Raw genomic sequence first — 18086 nt, 5'->3', positions numbered from 1 at the left:
ATGGTTTTCAAACGGCGCACACCGCTGTCCACGGCACGGAAGATCCAGGACTGGATCTATCCGCGGACCGGTTGGCGTCGCGCCATCGAGTATTTCGCGCATCGCGTGAAACGTCTGCCCGATACCCCGCACAAGATCGCGCTCGGCTTCGCCTGCGGCGTCTTCGTGTCGTTTTCCCCGCTGTTCGGCTTTCACTTCCTCTATGCCGCGCTGGTCGCGTTGATCGTGCGGGGCAACGTGCTGGCGGCCTGTCTCGGCACGTTGATGGGCAACCCGGTGACCTTCCCGCTGATCGCCTCCGCCGCGCTCACGCTGGGGCGGCAGGTCTACGGGCTTGGGGGCAGCGGCACAGAGGTGCACGGCGTCAAGGACAGTTTCTTCGGCGCGCTCGCCGGGCTTTGGGAATCGCTGCTGTCGCTTGTCGGATACGGTGAGCCGGCCTGGGGCACCCTGTCGATCTTCTTTTACGAGGTGTTCCTGCCCTATTACGTCGGCGGGCTCGTGCCGGGCCTGATCACGGCAGGGGTGTGCTACTTCGTCTCGCGGCCGCTCGTCGCGGCCTACCAGCAGCGGCGCCGCTCGCGGCTGTTGCTGAAGGCGCAGGAAAAGCTGGCGAAGAAAAAGGCTGACCGCGCGGCTGCTTCCATGGCAAAGGAAGGGTCGCGGTGATCCGCGCACTGCACCCGCTTCCAAGCTGAGGAAAGGACTCGACATGTCCCGTCTTACCCGACCCGCCGGCAACCTGCGCCTGGGCGTGAACATCGATCATGTGGCAACCGTGCGCAACGCGCGCGGCGGGGACGTGCCCGACCCCGTGCGCGCCGCCCGGCTGGCCGAGGCCGCCGGCGCCGACGGGATCACCGCGCATCTGCGCGAGGACCGCCGCCACATCCGCGACGCGGATATCGAGGCCCTCATGCGCGACATCACCGTGCCGCTGAACTTCGAGATGGCGGCCACCGACGAAATGCAGCAGATCGCCCTGCGCCACAAACCGCACGCGGTCTGCATCGTCCCCGAGCGGCGGGAAGAACGCACCACAGAGGGCGGGCTTGAGGTCGCGCGCGAGGAAAGCCGACTCGCCCAATTCATTGCGCCCCTGCGCGAGGCGGGGTGCCGGGTGTCGATCTTCATCGCCGCCGACCGCGCCCAGATCGAAGCGGCGGCGCGCATCGGCGCCCCGGTGATCGAACTGCACACCGGCGCCTATTGCGATGCCCACGCTGAAGGGCGCCTGGCCGAGCGGGACGCGGAATTCGCCCGCCTGCGCGACATGGCCGCCTTCGCCCACGACCTGGGGTTGGAGGTGCACGCGGGCCACGGGCTGACCTTCGACACGGTGCGCCCCATCGCCGCCCTGCCGGAGATCATGGAGCTGAACATCGGGCATTTCCTGATCGGCGAGGCGATCTTCTCGGGCCTCGATTCGGCCATCCGGCGGATGCGCTCGGAAATGGATGCCGCCCGGCGCGACGCCTTTGACAGCGGCGTTGCCTGAGCCACGGGGCGATGGACCGGCTGCAGGGCGCCCCGCGCCGCGGCGGCCGTTCGCGCCCCAAACGCCCCCTGGACAGGACTTCGGCATGATCCTCGGCGTCGGAACCGACCTTTGCAACATCGAGCGGATCGAGGGAACGCTGGCGCGTTTCGGCGACCGGTTCCGCAACCGCGTCTTCACCGAGACGGAGCAGCGCAAGGCAGAGCGCCGCGCCGACACGCCCGGCACCTATGCCAAGCGCTGGGCCGCGAAAGAGGCCTGTTCCAAGGCGCTCGGGACCGGCTTGCGCATGGGAATCGCCTGGAAGGACATGGCCGTCAGCAACCTGCGCAGCGGTCAGCCGGTGATGCAGGTGACCGGCTGGGCCGAAAAGCGCCTGGCCGAGATGACGCCGCCCGGTCATGAAGCGATCATCCACGTGACCCTGACCGACGATTACCCCTGGGCGCAGGCCTTCGTCGTGATCGAAGCGCGCCGCCTGCGGCGCGAACCGGACGAAGGGGCCGATGCCTCCGGCGGGGATATTTGAAGACTTTGGAAGGGGGCGCGGCGAACGGGCGGCTGGCGGGCGCTTGACACGACCGGGGCTTAGCGCGACAAGCGCGCGATCCCTAAACAGGCAAGTGGCGAGCATTCATGGCGAAGACGAAGAAATCGGGCGGCGGCATTCTTGAGCTGATCAAGACGCTGGTCTATGCGCTGCTGCTGGCGGGCGTGATCCGTACTTTCCTGTTTCAGCCGTTCTGGATTCCGTCGGGCTCCATGAAGGAAACCCTGCTGATCGGCGACTTCCTGTTCGTGAACAAGTTCGCCTATGGCTACTCGGCGGCGTCCTGCCCGTCCTACGGCGATTTCAACCTGTGCGGCGCCTTCGAGGAGAAGGAGGGCCGGCTGTTCGGCTCCACGCCGGAGCGGGGCGATGTCATCGTCTTCAAGCACCCCGTCACCGGCGAGGATTATATCAAGCGCCTGATCGGCCTGCCCGGTGACATGATCGACGTGCGCGACGGCCAGATCATCCTGAACGGCACTCCGGTGCCGCAGGTTCCCGACGGCGAGTTCATCGAGACCTACGCCCAGCAAGGCCCGGTGCGCAGCCTTCCGCGATGCCTGCGGGATGCGCCCGTGGGCCTTGGCGGGGACTGCGCCAAGACCCGCGCGATCGAGACCTTGCCCGAGGGGCGCAGCTACCCGGTGCTGGATATCGGCATCACCTCCGCCGACACCCGCGGGCCGTTCGAGGTGCCCGAGGGCCAGTTCTTCTTCATGGGGGACAACCGGGACAATTCCATCGACAGCCGCTTTCCGCAGGTGCGCAACGGCGTCGGCTTAGTGCCGTTCGAGAACCTGATCGGGCGCGCGGATCGCATCATGTTCTCCTCCGCTGGGTCGTCGATCCTTTATTTCTGGACCTGGCGCGGGGATCGTTTCTTCCGCGCGGTCAACTGAGCGATGGGGGCGTGGTGAAGCTGACGGCGGCGCAAACGGCCCTGGTCGAGCGGCTGGGACACTGTTTTTCCGAGCCGGGCCTTCTGGTGGAGGCGCTGACCCATGCCTCGCTGACGACGCCGGTGCGCGGTGACAACCAGCGCCTGGAGTTCCTTGGCGACCGTGTCCTTGGCCTGGTGATCGCGGAGGCGCTGCTCGATGCGGACAGGGGCGCGGCGGAGGGAGATCTTGCGCCGCGGTTCAACGCGCTGGTGCGCAAGGAAGCCTGCGCCGCGGTGGCGGAGGAGATCGGCCTTGGCGAGGCCATGCTGATGGGCCGCTCGGAACGCGCCACCGGCGGGCGGCGCAAGACCGCGCTGCTCGGCGATGCGATGGAGGCGGTGATCGCCGCCGTCTACCGCGATGCGGGTTTCGGTGCGGCGCGCGCGCTGGTCCTGCGCTTGTGGGCGTCGCGGATCGCCGCGGCGGACGCCATCGACCGCGACCCCAAGACCGCTTTGCAGGAATGGGCGCAGGCGCGCGGGATGTCGCCGCCCGACTACATCGAGGAAGCACGCGAGGGGCCGGATCACGCGCCCGTCTTCACCATTGCCGCCGTTCTGCCCGGGGGAGAGCGCGCCCGCGCCAGCGCCCCGTCCAAACGCGCCGCACAGCAGGCCGCCGCGCGCGCCCTGCTTCAGATGCTTGAAAAGGAAACCCCATGACCGCCACCCGCTGCGGCTTTGTCGCCCTGATCGGTGAGCCGAACGCCGGCAAGTCGACGCTGTTGAACCGCATGGTGGGGGCGAAGGTATCCATCGTCACCCACAAGGTTCAGACGACGCGTTCCCGTATTCGCGGCGTGGCGCTTGAGGGCGAGTCCCAGATCGTTTTTGTCGACACCCCCGGCCTGTTCAAGCCGCGCCGCCGGCTGGACCGGGCGATGGTCTCGGCCGCTTGGTCGGGGGCGGCGGACGCCGATCTTGTCGTGCTGATGGTGGAAGCGCACCGCGGCCTGACGGAGGGGGTGGAGACGATCCTCAAGACGCTCGACGATCGCGGCGGCACGCAGAACATCGTCCTGGCGATCAACAAGATCGACCGGGTGAAGCGCGAAAACCTGCTCGCCCTCAGCGAGAAGCTGAACGCGGAACGGGATTTCGCCGCGACCTTCATGATCTCGGCCGAGAAGGGGCACGGGGTGAAGGACCTGAAAACCTGGCTGGCCGAACGCCTGCCCGAGGGGCCCTGGCTTTATCCCGAGGACCAGATCGCGGACCTGCCGCTGCGCATGATCGCGGCCGAGATCACCCGTGAGAAGTTGACCCTGCGTTTGCACCAGGAACTGCCCTACCAGCTGACCGTCGAGACCGAGCAGTGGGAAGAGAAGAAGGACGGCTCGGTCCGCATCCAGCAGATCATCTATGTCGCGCGCGCCGGTCACCGGGGCATCGCGCTTGGCCCCAAGGGCGAGACGATCAAGCAGGTCTCCATCGCCGCGCGCTCCGAGCTCGAGGAATTCCTCGGGCGGCGGGTGCACCTGTTCCTTGAGGTGAAGGTGCGCGAGAACTGGGAAAACGAGATCGAGCGTTACGAGGAAATGGGCCTCGACTTCCGCGACGGCGACTGAGGCGGTCAGGCCCGCCCCATGCGGCGGGCGCGCATCGCAAGGCGCTCCCGGTGCAGGGTGTAGAGGCCGGTGGACATGATGATCGACGCGCCGAACAGCGTCCAGCCGTCGGGCAACTGGCCGAACACCAGGTAGCCGAGGATCGTGCCCCAGATCAGCATCGAGTACTGCACCGGCGCGACCACGACGGCCTGCGCGACTTCCATCGCCTTGATGACGCAGATCTCGCCAAGGGCGGCGGCCAGCGCGCAGGCCGCCAGCAGGCTGATCTGCGTGCCGGTGCTCGGCGTGACCCAGACGAAGGGCAGCGGCAGGATCAGAATCGCGCTGCTGACCAGCGCGGTGTAGGCGACGGTCGTCGATGTCCGGTCGCCGCCGCTGAGCATCCGGCTGATGATCTGGCGCACGGCGAACATTGATGCGGCCAGCATCACCAGCATCACCGCGGGGTGAATGACGCCAAGGCCGGGGCGCACGACGATCAGGGTTCCCATGAAGCCGATGATGACCGCGATCCAGCGCCGCCGTCCCACCGGCTCTCGCAGGATCAGCGCGCCGAGCGCGGTGACGATGAAGGGCGCGACGAAGCTGACCGCCACCGCGTCCGCCAGCGGGACGTAGGAGACGGCGAAAATGAACAGGGTGGCCGACCCGGCGGCCAATGCGCCACGGACGATCTGTAGCCGAGGATGGTCCGTGCGCAGGACGGCGGTGCCGCGCAGGCACAGCATCACCAGCACGCCGAGGACCAGCCCCGACTGGCGGATCCAGACGATCTGGATGGGGTGGAAATCCGCCGTCAGCAATTTGGCCATCGCGTCCACCCCGGAATAGGACAGCATGCCGATCGCCATGAACATCAGCCCCAGTCCATTGTCCGCGCGCAAGGGTTTCTGTGCCGGGATGATGGGGGCGGCGGGACTGATCGGCATCTGTGGTAAGCTCCGGGCGCCGCGCAAACGGCGTTTGGGGGGACGTCCTGTCCGGTCTACGCCGCTTTGCCGAGGCTTCCAAGGGAAACGATCTGGACAGCGCCGCTTGCGCCGGTCAAACAGACCCTCATGGCACGTCTTACCGCTGAATTCTGGGTCCAGGCCTACCTGACCCGCCTGCGCCTCGCGGACATTCCCGCATTCGTCGTCGCCCGTGGTGACGCGACGGCGGGGGCCGTTCTGATCAAGCAGTCGCCGCTGGACGGCAGCGCGCGGGCCTATACCCGCCAGTACGACGGCACCGGAGCGCGCGTCTGGAGCACCCTCGCCGAAGGGGACGAAGCGGAGGTGGACGCCGCCATCGCCCGGCAGCGCGGCTATGACCCCGATCTCTGGGTGATCGAGGTGGAGGATCGCGCCGGCCGTCACCTGCTGGAGGAGGAGGGCCTGCGTGACTAGCCCGGGGGGCCGAAATGGACTGGCGTGAGGAAGGCGTGCTGCTGGCCGTGCGCCGCCACGGCGAAAGCTCCGCGATCATCGAGGTGATGACCGAGGCGCGCGGCCGCCACGCGGGCCTCGTGCGCGGGGGCGGCGGGCGGCGCATGGCGCCGATCCTGCAACCGGGGGCGCAGCTTGACGTGGCGTGGCGCGCCCGGCTGGAGGATCACCTGGGCACCATGACGGTGGAGCCGATCCGCGCGCGCACCGGGCTGATGGGGGACCGGCTGGCGCTGGCGGGCCTTGGCGCGGTGACCGGCCTGGCCAGCTTCGCCCTGGGCGAGCGCCACGCCTATCCTTCGCTCTACCGCGAAACCGTCGCGCTGCTCGACCTGATGGAGGCGGGGCAGGACTGGCCGGCGCAGTATGTCGGCTGGGAGCTGCACCTGCTGGGCGTGCTCGGCTTCGGCCTGAGCCTGGACAGTTGCGCGGTGACCGGCGCGCGCGAGGAGCTGGTCTATGTCTCGCCCCGCAGCGGGCGGGCCGTCTCGGCCTCGGCCGGGGCGGAATGGGCGGCACGGCTTCTGCCGCTGCCCCCGTTCCTGCGCCAGGATACGGTCGAGACGCCGATCACGGCTGATGCGCTGCGCGACGGGCTGCGCCTGACCGGGTATTTCCTGACCCACCAGCTTGCCCGGAGCCTCGGCAAGGAAAGCCTCCCGCCGGCCCGCGACCGGCTGGTCAGCGCGTTCTCACGGCTGTGAGGGGTCGCGCGCGGTCGAGGTGAAAAACAGGCTTTGCCCGGCGTTGTTGGTCATCAACAGGCTATCGCCGCCGATTTCCGCGAAGTCCATCGCCTGCAACGCGATGAAGAAGGCATCCTCGCTGCGCTGCTGGTCGCAGGTGCGCCGGGTGCTGGCGAGGTCGGTGATCTCCAGCCAGGGCAGCGGCGCTTTCTGCACGGCGGTGTAGGTGTTGCACGGCCCCGCGCCCGAGACTTTCCCATCGTTCAGCAGCCGGACCGTCGCGCCGAAGGTAACCGGCGCGTCGTTGAAGGCCGCCAGCCGGTAGACGGTGCCCGCCGGGGCAGCCTCTCCCACGGTGTCGGGCAGGGGCGCACAGGCGGCAAGGATGCTGACGGCTGCAAGGGCGAGGGTGGGCCGGATCACGGGAATGTCCTTTCTGCGCTTTGGGCCAGAGCATAGCCCCGGTCCGGGCCGCCTGTAACCCTGTCCCGACCTTGCCGGGGGGAATACGGCGCCCTTCCGCCGGGGATGCGAAAACACCCGGACAGGGCCCGTGCGTTTCGTGAAGTCCGAAGGGGGAGGGAAGCTGCCTCAGTTCCGTCCGGACTCCAGAAGCCGCCGGGCAATCACCTGGGCCTGGATTTCGGCGGCGCCTTCGAAAATGTTCAGGATCCGGGCGTCGCACAACACCCGGCTGATCGGGTATTCCAGCGCGAAACCGTTTCCCCCGTGGATCTGCACGCCGTTGTCCGCGGCGGACCACGCCACCCGCGCCGCCAGCAGCTTGGCCATGCCGGCCTCCAGGTCGCAGCGGCGCCCGGCGTCTTTCTCGCGCGCGGCGAAGTAGGTCAGCTGCCGGGCGATGGCGATCTCGACAGCCATCATGGCGAGCTTGCCGTAAACGCGGGGAAAGGCGGCGATCGGCTTGCCGAAGGCCTGGCGGTCCGTGGCATAGGCCTTCGCCAGTTCCATGGCGTTCTGTGCCACCCCGATGGCGCGCGCGGCCGTCTGGATCCGCGCGCTTTCGAAGGTTTGCATCAGCTGGCGGAAACCCTGGCCCTCGGCCCCGCCGAGCAGCGCGGTTTCGGGTACCCGGTGCCCGTCCAGCGCCAGGGTGTATTCCTTCATCCCGCGGTATCCGAGCACCTCTATCTCGCCCCCCGCGATGGTGGCGTCGGGGAAGGGCTCCGCGTCCGTGCCGCGGGTCTTTTCGGCCAGGAACATGCTCAGGCCCGCGTAATTGTCCGTGTCGGGAACCGAGCGGGCGAGGACGGTCATCAGGTCCGTGCGCCCGCCGTGCGTGATCCAGGTCTTGTTGCCGGTCAGCACCCAATCCTGCCCATCGCGCACCGCGCGGGTTTTCAGCGCGCCAAGGTCGGACCCGGTGTTCGGCTCGGTAAATACGGCGGTTGGCAGCGTCTCGCCACTGGCGAGGCGGGGCAGCCAGTGGGCTTTCTGCTCCTCTGTCCCGCCGCACAGGATCAACTCCGCCGCGATTTCCGAGCGTGTCCCGAGCGAGCCGACACCGATATAGCCGCGCGACAGTTCCTCGGACACCACGCACATGGCGGTCTTGCCCATGCCCGCGCCGCCGAATTCCTCGGGGATTGTCAGGCCGAACACCCCGAGTTCAGCCATCTCGTCGATGATCCCGATCGGGATCAGTTCGTCGTTCAGGTGCCAGCCATGGGCGTCCGGCGTGACCCGCGCCTCGGTAAAGCGGCGGAAATGATCGCGGATCATCTCCAGCTCCTCGTCGAGGCCGGTTGCCCCGACGCTGAGCGCGCCGTCGCCCGCGCCCATCAGCGTCACCAGCCGCGCCCGCGCCGCATCCGTGTTGCCCGCCGCGATCAGCTGCGCGACAGCGGGCGCGGCGCGAAACCTGTCCCGCTGGGCGGGAGAGACCCCCATGTCCGCGCTGCGCGCCATTTCGCCTTGGCTCATGGGAATGCCGCCGTCGATCTGGGCTAGGTATTCGCCCGCGCCGATCTGAAGGATCAGAGCCTCCACCTCTCCGAAAGCGCCTTCGGCGGCCAGACGCTCCGCCCAGAGGTGCAGCTGGCGCAGGCACTGGACATAGGTCGATAGCCAGGCCAGCCCGTGGGCGGCGTGCTGCTCCGCCTCGAGCGCGGCATTGGAAACGCGCCCGTCCGCGCCGGAAATCCGCGCCGCGACAGCATTGCGCGCGGCGGCTTCCAGCACCTCCACCTCCGGCAAGGCGGCCGCCAGAAGGGCGGGGGCGTCAGGCAGCACGACGGGCGTTTCGAAGCTGTGGCGCGGGTCGGTCATCTGGGCATCCTTGTGCGTTGCGGAATCATCGTTGTGCAGTTGCTCAGACCCTAGGCGGTTCGCGGCGGCGGGTCAATTGTCGCGCAACAAAAAGACGAATAGTGCAATCATGCAGAAATATAGTTGCGTGCGGAATTCGATGCGGGCGGTTCCCCTTCGCCCCTTGCGCGCAGCCCTTTCACATGGCGGCAATCCCGTTCATAAGCGCAGAAAGCCGTCTTTCTCAGAGGAATCCCGTGTCATGTCAGAACTGGTCAGCGACTTCGGGCTGGTGCTCGTGATCGCCTCTTTCGCGGTGATGTTCTTCGCGGGCTTCGTCAAAGGCGTCGTTGGCTTCGCGCTGCCGATGATCACGATCAGCGGGATCGGCTCCCTGATGAGTGCCGAGCTTGCGATTGCCGCCGTCGTGCTGCCCGGGCTTGTCACCAACCTTCAGCAATCGGTGCGCCAGGGGGTTGGACCGGCCTGGGCGACGTTCATCAAGTTCTGGCGGATGAACCTGCTGATGCTGCTGCTCATCGGCGTGTTCGCGCAGCTTGTCGTCATGTTGCCGGACAGGGTCCTGTTCTTCATCCTCGGGACGATGGTCAGCCTGCTGGGGCTGGTGCAGCTCTGGGGTTGGCGCCCCCATTTCGCGCCGCGCTACAACACCCTGGCGGAAACGATCACCGGGATCGTGGCCGGCTTCTTCGGCGGGCTGGCCGGGGTCTGGGGGCCGCCGATCCTTCTTTACCTGCTCGCGCGCGATATCGAGAAGCTCGAAGTGGTGCGCGCCACGGGCATCGCCTTCCTGCTCGGCTCGATCATGCTGCTCGGGGCACACCTGGTCTCGGGGGTGCTGAACACCACCAGCTTGCCGTTCTCGGCCGCGCTCATCGTGCCGGCGGTGGGCGGGATGCTGCTCGGGCAGATCGCCCAGGACCGGCTGGACCAACAGCGGTTCAAGCGGGTGACGCTTGTGGTGCTGGTGGTCGCGGGGGCGAACCTGCTGCGCCGCGCGCTGATGGGCTGACGCCTATCCGGTCAGCCCGACCCCGGCGCGCCGCGCATCCCCGACAGCCAGGACAGAGCCGTTGGCCGCGCGATGTGCGGTATGGACGCCACCGAAGAACATGTTCGGCTCCGCCCAGGCGCGCGCCTCCGGGAAGGCGGCCAGCAACTGCGCGCGGCGGGCCTCGTCGGCGCCGATCTCGAAGCTGAGCCGCCCGCCGTCATAGTGCAGGCGCGGCGCGGCAACCGCGTCCTCCACCGACAGCTCGAAGTCCAGCAGGCCGAGCGCGACATTGCTCAGCGCCGAGCGTATCCGCGCCGACCCCCCCGAGCCGAGGATCGTCAGCGCCCCGTCGCGCCGCCGGATCGCCATCGGGCACATCATGGACGCCAGCCGCTGCCCGGCCCGCCAGGCCACTGGGCCGCCGGGCACGAGGTCCTCCTCGCCCAGCATGTTGTTCGGGACGATCCCGGTGCCCGGGATCAGCCTGCCGGAGCCGGTGCCATTGGACATCGTCAGCCCCACGCCGCTGCCGTCGCCCGCGATCACCGAAATATGCGTCGTCCCCCGGATCGAGGCGCGATGCCCCGCCAGCGTTTTTTCCAGGACCGCCACCAGCTCAGGTGCAAGCGCGCGCCCCGCGTCGGCGGGGGCGCCGTCCATGTCCATGCGCTTGCGGATCGCCGCGATCTCGGCAAAGGCATGGGCCAGCAGGGCCGGTTCCGGGCGATGGGGCAGGGCGCTCAGCGCAAGGGCGACCTGCACCCCACCAAGCGAGGGCGGCGGGTTCAGCGCCACCTCGGCGCCGCTCCGCGACAGGGTGAGCGGCGCGCGCGAGATCCAGCGCGCCGCCTTCAGCTCGTCAACGCTGACCTGGCTGCCGGGCAATCCCGCCAGGCCCTGGCCGATCTCGCCCTCGGTGTAGAACCGCGCGCCTTCCAGCGCGCCCACCTCCAGCACATCGGCCAGGGCCGGGTTGCTGACCAGCGTTCCCGCAGGGGGGATCTTGCCACCTGGGGCATAAAGGGCTTCCACCTCGGGATGCGATGTCAGGATCGGCGCGACCAGCCCGGCGATATAGGCCATCCGCTCGTGCTGGGCATGACCGTGGCGAGCGGCGCTGACCGCCGGTGCGAAAAGCTGGGGCAGCGGCATCCGCCCCAACCGGGCGTGGGCCTCGAACAAGGCCGGCATCAGGCAGGGAACGGCGACGGTGCCCGCCCCGATGTGGAAATCCTGCGTTTCGGTTCCGAAATCGACGGTGATCGTCGCGAGGTCCAGCTCGCCCTCGGGCAAGGCGCGGGAAGGCGTTTCCACGAAGGCATCGATCACCCGGGGCGCGCGCCCCGCTTCGGCCAGCATCAGGAACCCGCCGCCCATTGGCCCCGCGAGCACCGGCTCGACGACGAACGCCATGGCGGCGGCGGCCACGGCGGCATCCACGGCGGTGCCCCCGTCGCGCAACACCTCTGCCGCCGCCTCGCTGGTCAATGCGTGACCGGTCGCAACCGCAAAACTCATAGGCCGGATCCTCCCCGAAGCGCCGATACCCCGAACGCCACACCAGAGCAAGCTCCGGGTAAAAAGGCCAGACGCGGCCCCTCCAAAGTCTGAAAATATCCGCGCCGCAGGCACCGGGCGCCCCTTGCGGGCGCCCGGTTCGGGCCGTCGCCCCGGTGATCCGGGGCGCTGGGCTGCACGTGAAGTCCCGGGCCGCGGCCTTGGCGGGCGCGGCCCGATCCCGCCGTTACATCGAGCCGCGGAACACCACGGCTTCTTCCATCACGTCCTTGTCGACGAACGCCTCGTACTGGCGGAAGTTCTCCTCGAACATCCGCACCAGGCGGGCCGCCTGGCGGTCATAGGCGTCCGGCTTGTCCCAGGTGCGGCGCGGGTCCAACAGCAGGTCCGGCACCCCGGGGCAGGAGGTGGGCACCGCAAAGCCGAAGGCGTCGTCCATGCGGTAGGTCTGCGACTGCAGCGAGCCGTCCATCGCCGCGGACAGCAGTGCGCGCGTCGCCTTGATCGGCATCCGCGAGCCGACGCCGTAGGCCCCGCCCGTCCAGCCGGTGTTCACCAGCCAGCAGGTCGCGCCGGTCTGGGCGATCTTGTCGCGCAGCAGCGCGCCATAGACTTCCGGTCGGCGCGGCATGAAGGGCGCGCCAAAGCAGGTCGAGAAGGTCGGCTGCGGCTCGGTCACGCCCTTCTCGGTCCCCGCCACCTTGGAGGTGAAGCCCGACAGGAAGTGATACATCGCCTGCGCCGGCGTCAGCCTGGCGATCGGCGGCAGCACCCCGAAGGCGTCGCAGGTCAGCATGATGATGTTCTTGGGCACCCCGCCGCGCGCCGTGGCAGAGGCGTTGGAGATTGCCTCCAGCGGGTAGGCGCAGCGCATGTTGGGGGTCAGGCTGTCGTCCTTGAAGTCGAGCTTCTTGGTATAGGGATCATACACCATGTTCTCGATCACCGTGCCGAACCGGGTGGTGGTGGCATAGATCTCGGGCTCGGCCGTGGGGTTCAGGTCAATCGTCTTCGCATAGCAGCCGCCTTCGAAGTTGAAGGTGCCCTTGTCCGACCAGCCGTGCTCATCGTCGCCGATCAGCGTGCGGGTGGGTTCGGCCGACAGGGTGGTCTTGCCGGTGCCCGACAGGCCGAAGAACACGGCGACGTCATGGGGATCGTCCGGCGCGTGGTTGGCCGAGCAATGCATCGGCATCACGCCCTTGGCAGGCAGCAGGTAGTTCAGCAGCGTGAAGACGGACTTCTTGTTTTCCCCCGCGTAGGAAGTGCCGCCGATCAGGATCATCTTCTTGGCGAAGTTGAGCGCGATCACCGTTTCCGAGCGGCAGCCGTGCTTTTCGGGATCGGCCTGGAAGCTGGGGCAGTTCAGGATGGTGTATTCCGCCAGGAAACTTTCCAGCTCTGCCGCGTCGGGGCGGCGCAGCAGGTGGCGGATGAACAGGTTGTGCCAGGCGAGTTCCGTGATCACACGCACGTTCAGGCGGTAATCGGGGTCCGCGCCGGCGAACAGGTCCTGCACGAACAACTCTCCGCCTTCGATATGCTTCAGCATGTCCGCGTGAAGCGCGTCGAAATGCGCGGGGTCCATCGGGGGGTTGTTTTCCCACCAGATGTCATCCTCGACGGAAGGGTCGCGGACGACGAACTTGTCCTTGGGCGACCGCCCTGTGTGCTTGCCGGTGCTGACCAGCAGGGTGCCACCGTTCCCGAGCTCCCCCTCATTGCGACCGAGGGCTGCCTCGATCAATGCGGGTTCCTGCAGGTTGTAGTGGATCTGCGCGACGTTCGGAAAACCGGTCTTTTCCAGCGTTGCCGCCGGATTGACCATGCCGTTTGTCATGGGTCCATATGCTCCTTGATCGGTCCGGCGCACATTCTTTTCGGCGGCGGGCCTTCTCCCCAACAAGCTGCCATATTGGCCGGAGGGCCAGTTCCGGGCGTCAGGCGAACAGCGATCCCTGACTCGACATGACAGCGGCGATAGCGCCTCTTTAGGGCGGCGGAGCGGCGGAATCCACGGCAAAATATGTGTCATGGGTGCGTCACATCGGGCCACCTTGCCCTAATTCCGCCCCCATTCCCTTGGTATTTGGGTTTATGCATGTGAGAGTCATGCAAAACGACATTTGAGGAGCAGGCCATGTCAGCGAACATCGCTTTGGTGGATGACGATCGCAACATCCTTACGTCTGTGTCCATGGTACTTGAGGGCGAAGGTTACGCCGTACGCACCTTCAACGACGGTGTCGCCGCTCTCAGCGCGTTCGAAAAGACAATGCCCGATCTCGCCATTCTCGACGTCAAGATGCCGAGGATGGACGGAATGGAACTACTGCGCCAGTTGCGCACCCGATCCGACATGCCGGTGATCTTCCTGACCTCCAAGGACGAGGAGATCGACGAGCTGATCGGCCTGCGCATGGGCGCGGACGACTACATGCGCAAACCCTTTTCCCAGCGCCTTCTGGTGGAGCGGATCCGGACGATCCTGCGCCGCCGCGAAAACGCGTTGAAGGACCCGGTGGAGGGCGAGACCAACACCATGGTGCGCGGCAGCCTGACGATGGACCCGCTGCGCCACGCGGTGAACTGGAAGGGCCAGTCGATCACCCTGACCGTGACCGAGTTCCTGATCCTCCAGGCGCTGGCCCAGCGTCCCGGCTTCGTGAAGTCGCGCGACCAGTTGCTGGACGTCGCCTACGACGACCAGGTCTATGTCGATGACCGCACGATCGACAGCCACATCAAGCGGATCCGCAAGAAGTTCAAGGTGCATGACGACGACTTCGCGTCGATCGAAACGCTCTACGGCATCGGTTACCGCTACAACGAGGCGTAAATCCCGTGTTCGGACGCCGCCCAGAGGTGGAAGGCTCCGAAGGACCGTTCAGGATCATCCTCTCGCATCCCGACTACGAGGAAAGCGAGCCCGAGCGTCGCGGTTCGGAGGATCTGCTGGACTGGACGACCCGCTTCGGACGCCGCTCACCGCTATCGCGCAAGATCATCACCTTCAACCTGGTCGCGCTTGGCGTGCTGCTGGCGGGGGTGCTCTACCTCAACCAGTTCCAGGGCGGGATGCTGGAACTGCGCACCCGTTCCCTAGTGACCGAGGCAAACCTTCTGTCCGACGTCCTGTCCGAGGATATCGAGGACGTGGGCGTCTACCTGGCCACCGAGCGGTTGCAGAACCTGGCCCCCGTGATCACCGGCCGGGTCGCTTTTTACGATACCGACCTCGACGTGTTGCAGACCGTGACGACGCAAGCCGCCGAAGGGGCTGGCATCGATGCGGTCACGCCCGAAGACACGCCGCGCCAGAGCGCGTTCATCTCCATCATGTCCGGCGCGTGGGACCGGCTCAGCCGGATCTTTGCCGCGCGCCAGCCCGGGAACCAGGCCAGCCTGACGACTGAGGCATTGCGCCCGCTCATCCGCAGGGTGCTGGCCGAGGGCGAGATGCAGATCTCCAAGACCAGCACGCTGACCGGGGACAAGGTGGTGTCCGTCGCGCTGCCCGTCACGCCGTCAGGCGGCGGGCCGGCGGTCGGCGTGCTGCTGGTTTCCACCATTCCGGGCGATATCGACAGCTTCATCCGCGCCGAGCGGGAGCAGATCCTCCAGGTTTTCGCGCTGGCGATCATCACCTCCATCTTCCTCAGCCTCGTCCTGGCCAACACCATCGTGCGCCCCCTGCGCGACCTGTCTGAGGCCGCGCATGAAGGCGGCACCCGCAATGCGCGCCAGGTGAACCCCGAGCGGATCAACATCCCCGACATGAGCGGCCGCCCGGACGAGATCGGCTACCTTTCCTCCACCATGCGGCTGATGACCGCCGCGCTGTTCGACCGGATCGAGGCGAACGAAAGCTTCGCCGCCGACGTGGCCCATGAGATCAAGAACCCGCTGACCTCGCTGCGCTCGGCGGTGGAAACGATGCCCTACGCCAAGACCGAGGAAAACCGCGCCCGCCTGGCAGAAGTCATCAAGCAGGATGTGAACCGGCTGGACCGGCTGGTGACCGACATTTCCAACGCCTCGCGGCTGGACAGCGAACTAGTCCGCGACCAGATGGTCTCCTTCGACCTTCATCAGCAACTGTCGAGCCTGATCTCCTATAACGAGACGCAGGCGAAGGCGGTCGGGGCGACGCTGAAAGGCGACCTCATCCCCGAGCCGCTGATGATCACCGGCATGGAGGGCCGCCTCGCGCAGGTGTTCGTCAACCTCATCACCAACGCGCTGAGCTTCGCCGGCGAGGGCGATGCGATCCTCATCCGAACCGAGGTGCTGCGGCGCAGCCGCGTCCGCATCTATGTCGAGGATGAGGGCCCCGGCATCCCGGATGACAACCTGCAGGACGTGTTCAAGCGTTTCTATTCCCAGCGCCCCGAGGCAGAGGCGTTCGGCAACCACTCGGGCCTCGGCCTCGCGATCTCGCGGCAGATCATCGTCGCCCACGGCGGGGAGATCTGGGCAGAGAACATCCGCGACGCCGGGAAGGGTCGCGATACGCCGCCCAAGGGCGCGCGCTTCGTCGTCGAGTTACCGCTCTGATGGGCGAGCGGCTCCACGCGACTTGCGTGGCGCTGGACGGGCGCGGGGTTCTGCTGCGCGGAGTATCGGGCAGCGGCAAATCCTCGGTCGCGGTGCAGATGATCGGCCTTGGCGCCACGCTGGTCGCAGACGATCACGTGCTGGTCGCGCGGCGGGGCGATGCGGTGATCGCCACCGCGCCGCCCCGCCTTCGCGGAATGATAGAGGTGCGCGGCATAGGCCTGGCCCGGTTGGATTTCGTGCCCGAAACTGTCATATGTCTGGTGGCAGACATGGACAGGGCGGCGGGCCAGCGCCTGCCGGACCCTGAGCAGGTCACGATCACAAGCCGGTGCTTGCCGTTGATTCGAGGCAAGAACAGGCCATATCTGGCGCAGGAACTCATGGCATTCCTTCGTGCGGGACAGGACCCGCTTTTCGCGGATCCCGCGCAAGGTGTCGAACAGACCGATGACAGTTGACCCCCTCCCCTCAGCCGCCCGACAGGATGTGGCCATCGTGACCGGCCCTTCGGGTGCCGGGCGGACCACGACGATCCATGCGCTGGAGGACCTGGGCTTCGAGGCGATCGACAACCTGCCGCTCAGCCTGGTGGAGCGCCTGTTCGTCGGGGAAACCCCGTCACGCCCGCTGGCGATCGGCACCGACCCGCGCACGCGCGACTTTTCCCCCGAGGGGCTGGTGGCGGTGCTCGACCGGCTCAGCGCGGATGAGCGGCTGAACGTCTCGCTCGTCTATGTCGATTGTTCCACCGACAAGCTGCTCCAGCGCTATTCCGAAACGCGTCGGCGGCATCCGCTGGCCCCCCAGGAAACGCCGCTGGCCGGGATCGAGCGTGAGCAGCGCTTGCTGGCGCCGTTGGTGGGGCGTGCGGATATCATGATCGACACCTCGGCGATGTCGCCCCATGACCTGAAGGACGAGGTGGGGCGCTGGTTCTCACGCTCGTCGGCGGCGGACCTGGCGGTGTCGGTGCAGTCCTTCAGTTTCAAGCGCGGAACGCCGCGCAGCGCGGACATGGTGCTAGATTGCCGGTTCCTGCGGAACCCGCACTGGGCGCCGGCGCTGCGCCCGCTGACCGGGCTGGACGCGGCGGTAGCGGATTACGTCGGGGAAGATCCGCTGTATTCACCTTTCTTTGATCGGGCTTTGGATATGTTGACCCTGTTGCTTCCCGCGTACAAGGCAGAAGGCAAGGCGTATTTCACGCTGGCTTTCGGTTGCACGGGGGGGCGGCATCGCTCCGTCTGCGTGGCGGAGGCGGCGGCTTTTCAGCTTGCACAGGCCGGGTGGCGGGTGTCTATTCGCCACAGGGAGCTTGAGCAAGCATCTGGGGAGGTGGTGCTCGAAGACGTGGTGAAGATGTGATCGGGATCGTGATAGTTGCCCACGGCGGGCTGGCCACCGAGTATCTGGCGGCCCTGGAACACGTTGTGGGTAAGCGCCCGGGAATCCGGGCAATCAGCATCGGCGCAGAAGATGCCCGCGCGGAAAAGCAGGCGGAAATCGACGCTGCTGTCGCGGAGGTGGACATCGGCGACGGTGTGGCCGTGGTGACCGACATGTTTGGCGGCACGCCTTCCAACCTTGCCATCGCGGCCTGCGATACGCCGGGCCGCAAGGTGCTTTACGGGGTGAACCTGCCGATGCTGATCAAGCTGGCCAAGGCGCGCAACAAGCCCCTGGACGTCGCCGTGCAATGCGCGCTGGATGCGGCGCGAAAGTACATCAACTGTGCCGACGGACTCGGCATCCGCACGGGCGTACTGTCGGCCTGATGCCGAAAATGACCCTGAACATCACGAACGAGCGGGGCCTGCATGCGCGGGCCTCGGCCAAGTTCGTCGAGATCGTGGAAGCCCACGATGCCGAGGCGGAAGTCAGCCGCGACGGCATGTCCGTGTCGGGTGATTCGATCATGGGCCTGCTGATGCTGGCCGCCTCCAACGGGACCTCGATCGAGGTCGAAACCTCGGGCGCTGATGCGGACCGGCTGGCGGCAGAGCTGAAATCCCTGGTCGAGGACAAGTTCGGCGAGGGCAAGTAACCGCCCCGC

The 18086-nt window shown here is 67.2% G+C and carries 20 protein-coding genes; 15 read left to right on the top strand and 5 right to left on the bottom strand.

Translation table 11 applies throughout. The annotated features are described in order from the left end of the window. From DJ029_RS08000 to era, 6 genes are all read left to right on the top strand, one after another. A complete protein-coding gene (locus DJ029_RS08000; RefSeq protein WP_112321815.1) occupies window positions 1-669 on the top strand; it encodes a DUF2062 domain-containing protein in 669 nt (222 codons plus the stop codon). 43 nt (window positions 670-712) lie between these two features. Beyond that, window positions 713-1498 (top strand): pyridoxine 5'-phosphate synthase, encoded by a 786-nt coding sequence (locus DJ029_RS07995; RefSeq protein ID WP_112321814.1) that lies wholly within the window; start codon window positions 713-715, stop codon window positions 1496-1498. Between the two features lie 85 nt (window positions 1499-1583). Next, entirely contained in the window at window positions 1584-2027 is a 444-nt protein-coding gene (acpS, locus tag DJ029_RS07990; RefSeq protein ID WP_112321813.1) for a holo-ACP synthase, read from the top strand. Window positions 2028-2134: 107 nt separating this feature from the next. Beyond that, a complete protein-coding gene (lepB, locus tag DJ029_RS07985; protein WP_112321812.1) occupies window positions 2135-2947 on the top strand; it encodes a signal peptidase I in 813 nt (270 codons plus the stop codon). A 14-nt stretch (window positions 2948-2961) separates the two neighbouring features. Further along, window positions 2962-3651 carry a ribonuclease III gene (gene rnc / locus DJ029_RS07980; RefSeq protein ID WP_112322017.1) on the top strand — a complete coding sequence of 230 codons (690 nt, stop codon included), beginning with the start codon at window positions 2962-2964 and terminating at the stop codon, window positions 3649-3651. Beyond that, on the top strand, window positions 3648-4556 hold the full coding sequence (gene era / locus DJ029_RS07975) for a GTPase Era (RefSeq protein WP_112321811.1): 909 nt from the start codon (window positions 3648-3650) through the stop codon (window positions 4554-4556). Before rnc ends, era begins: the two co-directional genes overlap by 4 nt. A 5-nt stretch (window positions 4557-4561) precedes the next feature. Here the strand turns inward: era and DJ029_RS07970 are convergent, their stop codons facing one another. Next, the gene (locus DJ029_RS07970) at window positions 4562-5488 is read right to left on the bottom strand and encodes a DMT family transporter (RefSeq protein WP_198671083.1); all 927 of its coding nucleotides are present in this window, start codon (window positions 5486-5488) and stop codon (window positions 4562-4564) included. A gap of 129 nt (window positions 5489-5617) precedes the next feature. Here DJ029_RS07970 and DJ029_RS07965 point away from each other — a divergent pair, with 129 nt between their 5' ends. Continuing rightward, a complete protein-coding gene (locus DJ029_RS07965; RefSeq protein WP_112321810.1) occupies window positions 5618-5947 on the top strand; it encodes a DUF1491 family protein in 330 nt (109 codons plus the stop codon). A 14-nt stretch (window positions 5948-5961) separates the two neighbouring features. Further along, entirely contained in the window at window positions 5962-6690 is a 729-nt protein-coding gene (recO, locus tag DJ029_RS07960) for a DNA repair protein RecO (RefSeq protein ID WP_112321809.1), read from the top strand. Here recO and DJ029_RS07955 read toward each other — a convergent pair. Together DJ029_RS07955 and DJ029_RS07950 are read right to left on the bottom strand one after the other, a co-directional pair. Continuing rightward, window positions 6679-7095, bottom strand: coding sequence for an META domain-containing protein (locus tag DJ029_RS07955; protein WP_157966298.1), 417 nt, complete (start codon window positions 7093-7095; stop codon window positions 6679-6681). The genes recO and DJ029_RS07955 overlap by 12 nt on opposite strands. Window positions 7096-7263: 168 nt before the next feature. Next, a complete protein-coding gene (locus DJ029_RS07950) occupies window positions 7264-8961 on the bottom strand; it encodes an acyl-CoA dehydrogenase family protein (protein ID WP_112321807.1) in 1698 nt (565 codons plus the stop codon). A 241-nt stretch (window positions 8962-9202) separates the two neighbouring features. Here DJ029_RS07950 and DJ029_RS07945 point away from each other — a divergent pair, with 241 nt between their 5' ends. Beyond that, on the top strand, window positions 9203-9973 hold the full coding sequence (locus tag DJ029_RS07945; RefSeq protein ID WP_112321806.1) for a sulfite exporter TauE/SafE family protein: 771 nt from the start codon (window positions 9203-9205) through the stop codon (window positions 9971-9973). A 3-nt stretch (window positions 9974-9976) separates the two neighbouring features. Here DJ029_RS07945 and DJ029_RS07940 read toward each other — a convergent pair whose 3' ends face one another. Beyond that, entirely contained in the window at window positions 9977-11473 is a 1497-nt protein-coding gene (locus tag DJ029_RS07940) for a gamma-glutamyltransferase (protein ID WP_112321805.1), read from the bottom strand. A gap of 226 nt (window positions 11474-11699) precedes the next feature. After that, window positions 11700-13313, bottom strand: a complete 1614-nt coding sequence (locus DJ029_RS07935; RefSeq protein WP_112321804.1) for a phosphoenolpyruvate carboxykinase — start codon at window positions 13311-13313, stop codon at window positions 11700-11702. 300 nt (window positions 13314-13613) lie between these two features. On the opposite strand from DJ029_RS07935, the gene DJ029_RS07930 reads away from it, so the two are divergent. From DJ029_RS07930 to DJ029_RS07905, 6 genes are read left to right on the top strand one after another with little or no spacing between them, the layout of a single operon-like run. Further along, the gene (locus DJ029_RS07930) at window positions 13614-14312 is read left to right on the top strand and encodes a response regulator transcription factor (RefSeq protein WP_112321803.1); all 699 of its coding nucleotides are present in this window, start codon (window positions 13614-13616) and stop codon (window positions 14310-14312) included. A gap of 5 nt (window positions 14313-14317) precedes the next feature. Next, window positions 14318-16030, top strand: coding sequence for a sensor histidine kinase (locus DJ029_RS07925; RefSeq protein WP_112321802.1), 1713 nt, complete (start codon window positions 14318-14320; stop codon window positions 16028-16030). Next, complete coding sequence (locus DJ029_RS07920) at window positions 16030-16491, top strand: HPr kinase/phosphorylase (protein ID WP_112321801.1); 462 nt, start codon at window positions 16030-16032, stop codon at window positions 16489-16491. Before DJ029_RS07925 ends, DJ029_RS07920 begins: the two co-directional genes overlap by 1 nt. Next, entirely contained in the window at window positions 16481-17398 is a 918-nt protein-coding gene (gene rapZ, locus DJ029_RS07915; protein ID WP_112321800.1) for an RNase adapter RapZ, read from the top strand. Before DJ029_RS07920 ends, rapZ begins: the two co-directional genes overlap by 11 nt. Next, entirely contained in the window at window positions 17395-17808 is a 414-nt protein-coding gene (locus DJ029_RS07910; protein ID WP_112321799.1) for a PTS sugar transporter subunit IIA, read from the top strand. The genes rapZ and DJ029_RS07910 overlap by 4 nt, the downstream gene beginning before the upstream one ends. Continuing rightward, window positions 17808-18077 carry an HPr family phosphocarrier protein gene (locus DJ029_RS07905; protein ID WP_112321798.1) on the top strand — a complete coding sequence of 90 codons (270 nt, stop codon included), beginning with the start codon at window positions 17808-17810 and terminating at the stop codon, window positions 18075-18077. Before DJ029_RS07910 ends, DJ029_RS07905 begins: the two co-directional genes overlap by 1 nt. Window positions 18078-18086 lie beyond the last annotated feature (9 nt).

It is taken from the genome of Oceanibium sediminis (assembly GCF_003265325.1).
GTDB classification, from domain to species: domain Bacteria; phylum Pseudomonadota; class Alphaproteobacteria; order Rhodobacterales; family Rhodobacteraceae; genus Halovulum; species Halovulum sediminis.
This window is presented reverse-complemented; position numbering and strand designations above follow the sequence as displayed.

Coding starts and splice junctions, on each gene's coding strand:
- DJ029_RS07965 (WP_112321810.1), top strand. CDS start 5,618: ATGGCACGTCTTACCGCTGAATTCTGGGTCCAGGCCTACCTGACCCGC.
- DJ029_RS07930 (WP_112321803.1), top strand. CDS start 13,614: ATGTCAGCGAACATCGCTTTGGTGGATGACGATCGCAACATCCTTACG.
- DJ029_RS07950 (WP_112321807.1), bottom strand. CDS start 8,961: ATGACCGACCCGCGCCACAGCTTCGAAACGCCCGTCGTGCTGCCTGAC.
- era (WP_112321811.1), top strand. CDS start 3,648: ATGACCGCCACCCGCTGCGGCTTTGTCGCCCTGATCGGTGAGCCGAAC.
- DJ029_RS07995 (WP_112321814.1), top strand. CDS start 713: ATGTCCCGTCTTACCCGACCCGCCGGCAACCTGCGCCTGGGCGTGAAC.
- acpS (WP_112321813.1), top strand. CDS start 1,584: ATGATCCTCGGCGTCGGAACCGACCTTTGCAACATCGAGCGGATCGAG.
- DJ029_RS07945 (WP_112321806.1), top strand. CDS start 9,203: ATGTCAGAACTGGTCAGCGACTTCGGGCTGGTGCTCGTGATCGCCTCT.
- DJ029_RS07940 (WP_112321805.1), bottom strand. CDS start 11,473: ATGAGTTTTGCGGTTGCGACCGGTCACGCATTGACCAGCGAGGCGGCG.
- DJ029_RS08000 (WP_112321815.1), top strand. CDS start 1: ATGGTTTTCAAACGGCGCACACCGCTGTCCACGGCACGGAAGATCCAG.
- rapZ (WP_112321800.1), top strand. CDS start 16,481: ATGACAGTTGACCCCCTCCCCTCAGCCGCCCGACAGGATGTGGCCATC.
- DJ029_RS07920 (WP_112321801.1), top strand. CDS start 16,030: ATGGGCGAGCGGCTCCACGCGACTTGCGTGGCGCTGGACGGGCGCGGG.
- DJ029_RS07905 (WP_112321798.1), top strand. CDS start 17,808: ATGCCGAAAATGACCCTGAACATCACGAACGAGCGGGGCCTGCATGCG.
- recO (WP_112321809.1), top strand. CDS start 5,962: ATGGACTGGCGTGAGGAAGGCGTGCTGCTGGCCGTGCGCCGCCACGGC.
- DJ029_RS07970 (WP_198671083.1), bottom strand. CDS start 5,488: ATGCCGATCAGTCCCGCCGCCCCCATCATCCCGGCACAGAAACCCTTG.
- lepB (WP_112321812.1), top strand. CDS start 2,135: ATGGCGAAGACGAAGAAATCGGGCGGCGGCATTCTTGAGCTGATCAAG.
- DJ029_RS07935 (WP_112321804.1), bottom strand. CDS start 13,313: ATGACAAACGGCATGGTCAATCCGGCGGCAACGCTGGAAAAGACCGGT.